Here is a 5,346-nt window from a genome sequence, read left to right as displayed (position 1 = left end):
TGCACTTCAATAGGTAACAAAGTGTATCATTCATGCTCTAATCTATCTTAAATGAAAAATTAGTACTTTTAAACATGATATGATTTTACTCGGAAAATTCCTCACGGAATATTCCGCACAAATCATACACTAAAACGTTGTAGGTAATATAAACTCAAATGCTTAGAAAAGAAATCAAAAATGACAATGAACTCTACTTGTATTTTAATGATAAATTAATTTACAAAAGATGGTTAAATCAAGGCTATTCTAAAGTATTTGATCGATTCGCTTATGGCAAAGGAACATTTATGAGTATTACTGAGGACGAAAATGGAAAAATTAAACGTACTCGGAAAATATTTATAGATGGAGAGTTATGCTATTCGAAACTTGATTTTTGGAAAAGATATATCTCTGATTTTGATTTTCAATCTAAAAAAGATTTTGGGAAAAACTTAGACGCATTCAATGATGCCATTACTGCTGAAGGACCTGGTTTTCCAGGAGATTGTATTATTGAAATTACTGGATCTGAAAACTTAAAAAGAATTTTTGGAAATGAAGATTTTGAATTTATTATTGAGTTGTTACGAGAAGCAAAATTCGTAAAGTTGATTCTAGAAAAAACTGATTAATGAAGTATAAAAATATTCCATCTGCTATCCATAATTTTGGACATAGTTTTTTAAGCTACGAAAATTACGTAGACTCAGATTTTGTGATTTATGAGCTCAACAAAATTCTTCGAAAGAATTATGTTATTAGAATTGATTGGAAAACAAAAGAATTTCAACCCGAGACAATGATTTCGGAAAGAATAACTAAATCAATTGAGTTTTGGTCTAACAACATTAATAATCACTTCAAATCACATAATGTCGATTACGAATTACTTAACTCATTTGAACTCATTTGGAGTAATAACACAAAGCCTAAAGTAGTTGCCACAGATCACAGAGGAAAATCATATCAAAAGGATATTACGATAACTAAATAAGTTTATACAACCTACAACAACGTGTAAAGTTAATTGCTCCGCAAGTTGGTTAAGTGGACGATCTGGATAAAATTTGTACTTTTAGTCAAAGGAAAAATCACAAGTGCTCAGCACTCGCGCTTTTTCCCAAACGGAATTTTCGCCAGTCACAGACTGGCTCACCCGAACGCAAAAGCGCTCGGCTGAAATTCCGCAACAAACCTTACACGAACACGTTAGCATACATTAACCAAACAATGGAAGAAACAAACTATAAGATAGAAATTTCTGGAAATGGAAGAGACATAGCTAAATTCTCTGGTGAATTTGGAAGAATTAATGTCATACTAGGAGGAAATGGTACAGGAAAATCTAAACTTATCAATCAATTAAAAGCACATATTAATTCATTTGGTGGAACTAGACCACTAATTTATGTGGAAGGAGGTAGAACTGTAAATATTCCAAACTCACTTCAACGAACAAATCAAGATTTCAATAACTATAGAACATTTGAACAAACTGAAACCAACTATAAGCAAAAAAGGAATAACACTCTAACTGCAAGAATTAAGGACGCTCTAATTCTTTTAGAGCAGACAGAACAAGAAATAAACAACAAATACTCAAAAGAAGCTCACGAGTGGAATTTAAATGGTAGAATTACCGCATTCCCTATTAAACCGACAGCACCATTAGACAAACTATTTGAATTATTCAATGAAGTTTTTCCTAGTATTACTCTCACTTTTAATTCTGGAAATAAATCTCTACGATGTCATAAAAATGGTAATGATTATCATCCATCACAATTATCAGATGGAGAAAAACAAATATTCTGCTTACTAGCTGATATAGTTGTTTTAGCTGAAAGTAATAGCTTAATATTAGTAGACGAACCTGAACTAAATTTAAATCCAGGATTAGCTTGTAGGTTTTGGGATATTGTCGAAGCTGAACTACCTAATGCTGTTTTCATTTATGCAACTCACTGTGTAAGTTTTGCAATGAGAAAATCAGTAGATAGAATAGCAGTTTTAAGTAAAAATCCTGACAATAATACTTTTATTAAAAATATTGGTGAATTAAATTCAGGAGAACTCTATGAGTTACTAGGTGCAATTCCAGCAATATTAAGTTCTAATTCAGCTTTAGCTGTAGAGGGAAAAGAAAATTCATTTGACCAGTTATTTTATCGTTGGCTAATTCAAAGTAACGATTTAGAAGTTATTCCTGTTGGTAGTTCAGCCAACGTAAAAAATATGGCCAACAAAAAAGGCATTTGGGAAAAAATAGCACCTTCTGTTAAAATAAATGGTGTTATAGATTCAGATTTCAAATCAGATAATGAATTGAATAATGGTGAAGACAACAATACATTGACATTACAATATCACGAAGTAGAAAGTTACTTTTGCGACCCTAAATTAGTATGTGAACTGGCGAATAAATTATCGGTATTAGACCCTTTACCAAATGAAGATGAAATAGCAGAATTCATTATTAAAGAATTTGAGTCTCAAATTAACACAATCTCTGCACAAAGAACATTCTCAAGAGGTAATATCAGATTAGGAGTATCACTGGAAAAAAAGGTTCTATCTTCCATAGATACCGTTGATGAATTAAAAGATGCAATAGCAAAAGGAGCTGAACTAGAAAAAGCAAAAGCTGAATCAATTGGAAAAGAGCAGATGCTAAAAATACTTGATGAAGAATTAAGTAAATGTCAAAAAGCATTAGATGACAAATCGATTCCAGAAATTTTAAAATTAATTCCGGGAAAACAATTATTAAATAAGTTAGCACCAAAAGCTGGATGTCGCTCTGAAAGAAACTTTGCAAATGCAGTTAAAAAGCACATCGATATTAAGGACTATCCTCATTTATCGGAATTAAAAACTGAATTGACAAAAAAATTTGAATAAATAACGTATGCTAACAACGTGTATAGCTCATTGCGGCTGAATTACTTAAACAGAATTCATTTCAATTTGCTAAGCCGCTATTAAAGCCGTTTAGTGTTAATTTTTTATCTCAGGTTTTGCAAACCCGTTTTAAAAGGTTTAAACCGCTTTAATAGCTCGTTGCTTATCCGAAATTTTAAGCGTAACTTTCTCGCAACGAGCCATACACAAACACGTTGGCAGTAATGTCTAAATTCGAACCCTGAATAGATAATAATGATATTTACAACATCTAAAAAACTACTTATTTTTACTTCCCTTTTTTTGATTTTTCAAAATGTATCACTTGCACAAAAATTTGATCCAACCGGACGAGATGACTTTAAACCAGATCATATCATTTCATCTGAAATTACGACTAAAGAGTATTTAATTCATATGTCTTTCCCAAAGAATTATTCCATCCAGGACAGCATTACATATCCTGTCCTCTATGTTTTGGACGGAAAAACCACCTATGGCTATTTCGAATCACCTTCTTACATTGATTTTGAAAAAATCGAAGATGTTATTATAGTTGGCATTAGTCATAAGGCAATGGGAGTTCAATCTAAGATTAACAGATTTATTGATTACACTCCATATAGAGATACAATAACTGAAAAAAGATTTGAGAAAAAATTCGGAGTCCAAAATGGAACGATTAAGACAGGTGGAGCGCAAAAATTTCTAAAATGCCTAAAGCAGGAAATTATTCCATTTATAGATAAACATTATAAGACAAACTCTGTGAGAGGAATTTCAGGACATTCACTTGGAGGGTTATTCGTAGCATATTGTTTTGTGAATTCTGATAATTACTTTACGAAATTTGGTATAAACAGCCCTTCTTTTCAACTAAACGAAGAAATATTTTTAGAGCCAGCAGTTTCTAAATTCTCGGATAATCAAAACTGGAATATTGATCCAACTAAAGTTTTCATTTCCACTGGAGAAAATGAAAGTCCAATGATGGTATCGAATATGATCAAATTTAGTATGTTTCTAAAAAAAAGAAACTATGGGAATGTTGATATGGATTGGCATATATATAGAAATAAAACACATACATCTGTAATACCTTTTTGTTTAAATGGAACACTGACAACATTATTTGGAAAAAAATAAACACTACAGCCAACAACGTGTATAGTTAATGCGGCTGATGGTTAAGAAGAAGATTTTTTCTTACTTTTAATCCAAACAACAAAACTGAAAAACCACGACCGCTCAGCTGTCGCGCTTTTTCTCCAACGGAATTTTCGCCAGTCGCAGACCGGCTCACCCAAACGCAAAAGCGCTCGGCTGAAATTCCGCACAAACCATACACGAACACGTTGGGTGTAATTTTGGAATTTGGATGTATTACCAAGATTTGGTATATTTGATTAAAATGTCAATTATGGGAAAAAACACTTCAATATCACTTGGAAATCATTTTGAGGAATTCATCAGTGAAGAGGTAAAATCAGGAAGATACAGTTCCGTAAGTGAGGTTATCCGCTCAGCTCTTAGACTTTTAGAAAGAGAAGAAAAAAAGGAAAGAGAATTGATAAAAGCACTTGAAGCAGGAGAAAAAAGTGGATTTGTCGAAAATTTTGATTTTGACAAACACCTAGAGGAATTGCATCGAAAACACTTATGAGTAAAAACAAATACCGAATAAGTCAAGAAGCGATAAATGACCTAGATAAAATTTGGATCTACACTCTAAATAAGTGGTCAAAAGAACAAGCTGATAGATATTTGAAACTTTTGATGAATGAAATCGAATTCGTAGCTGACAACTACAAGATTGGAAAGTCCGCCGAGCACACCAGAAAAGATTACAGAGTTTCGAAGATCAAATCGCATTTAATTTTCTACAGAAAAAGAGACAATGAAATTGTAGAAATAGTTAGAATTCTACATCAGCGAATGAATGTAAAAAAACGACTGAAATAAACTACACCCAACAACGTGTATAGTTAATGCGTCCAGTCGGTTAAGAAGAAGATTTTTTCTTACTTTTAATCCAAACAACTAAACTGAAAAACCACGACCGCTCACCTGTCGCGCTTTTTTTCCAACGGAATTTTCGCCAGCCAAAGACTGGCTCACCCAAACGCAAAGCGCTCGGCTGAAATTCCGCACAAACCATACACGAACACGTTAGCCATAATTTGATAAATGAACAGCTATCCAGAATTCCCTGAACAAGTTAAATCAGCATTTTTGTCATTCGGAGAAAAACATGACTTTGATTTGAAAGAAATCAATTATGATTGGAGAGTCGTTTTTCAAAATAACAGTTGGAAAATTACTTTTGTTTGCGAATTTGGAGTTGTAGAAGTTACTGTAACAAATCTTTCAGATAAGACAGAAATTCCACTTTCATCATTAATGGAATTTTGGTTTTCTGATTCTGAATATTACAAAGATTACGGAAAGCACATTTATAGT

General features: G+C 32.5%; 7 protein-coding genes. All 7 read left to right on the top strand.

Annotated elements, in window-relative coordinates; genetic code table 11:
• Positions 1-158 precede the first annotated feature (158 nt).
• Positions 159-617, top strand: coding sequence for a barstar family protein (locus tag AB9K26_RS13580; RefSeq protein WP_369973107.1), 459 nt, complete (start codon positions 159-161; stop codon positions 615-617).
• Positions 617-979 (top strand): hypothetical protein, encoded by a 363-nt coding sequence (locus tag AB9K26_RS13575; RefSeq protein WP_369973106.1) that lies wholly within the window; start codon positions 617-619, stop codon positions 977-979. Before AB9K26_RS13580 ends, AB9K26_RS13575 begins: the two co-directional genes overlap by 1 nt.
• A gap of 236 nt (positions 980-1,215) precedes the next feature.
• Positions 1,216-2,886: an ATP-dependent endonuclease gene (locus AB9K26_RS13570; protein ID WP_369973105.1), complete on the top strand. Its 1,671-nt coding sequence runs from the start codon at positions 1,216-1,218 to the stop codon at positions 2,884-2,886.
• Positions 2,887-3,141: 255 nt separating this feature from the next.
• Positions 3,142-4,032 carry an alpha/beta hydrolase gene (locus AB9K26_RS13565; protein ID WP_369973104.1) on the top strand — a complete coding sequence of 297 codons (891 nt, stop codon included), beginning with the start codon at positions 3,142-3,144 and terminating at the stop codon, positions 4,030-4,032.
• 274 nt (positions 4,033-4,306) lie between these two features.
• Positions 4,307-4,549 carry a type II toxin-antitoxin system ParD family antitoxin gene (locus AB9K26_RS13560; protein WP_369973103.1) on the top strand — a complete coding sequence of 81 codons (243 nt, stop codon included), beginning with the start codon at positions 4,307-4,309 and terminating at the stop codon, positions 4,547-4,549.
• A complete protein-coding gene (locus AB9K26_RS13555) occupies positions 4,546-4,848 on the top strand; it encodes a type II toxin-antitoxin system RelE/ParE family toxin (protein ID WP_369973102.1) in 303 nt (100 codons plus the stop codon). Before AB9K26_RS13560 ends, AB9K26_RS13555 begins: the two co-directional genes overlap by 4 nt.
• Before the next feature lie 225 nt (positions 4,849-5,073).
• Positions 5,074-5,346 (top strand): hypothetical protein (locus tag AB9K26_RS13550; RefSeq protein ID WP_369970524.1); only part of this gene is annotated, 273 nt, incomplete at its 3' end.

The sequence above is a fragment of the Psychroserpens sp. XS_ASV72 genome, from assembly GCF_041224425.1.
In the GTDB taxonomy this organism is placed as follows: domain Bacteria; phylum Bacteroidota; class Bacteroidia; order Flavobacteriales; family Flavobacteriaceae; genus Psychroserpens.
The sequence above is the reverse complement of the archived record's forward strand: the minus strand, read 5'-3'. Positions and strand labels throughout refer to the sequence as shown.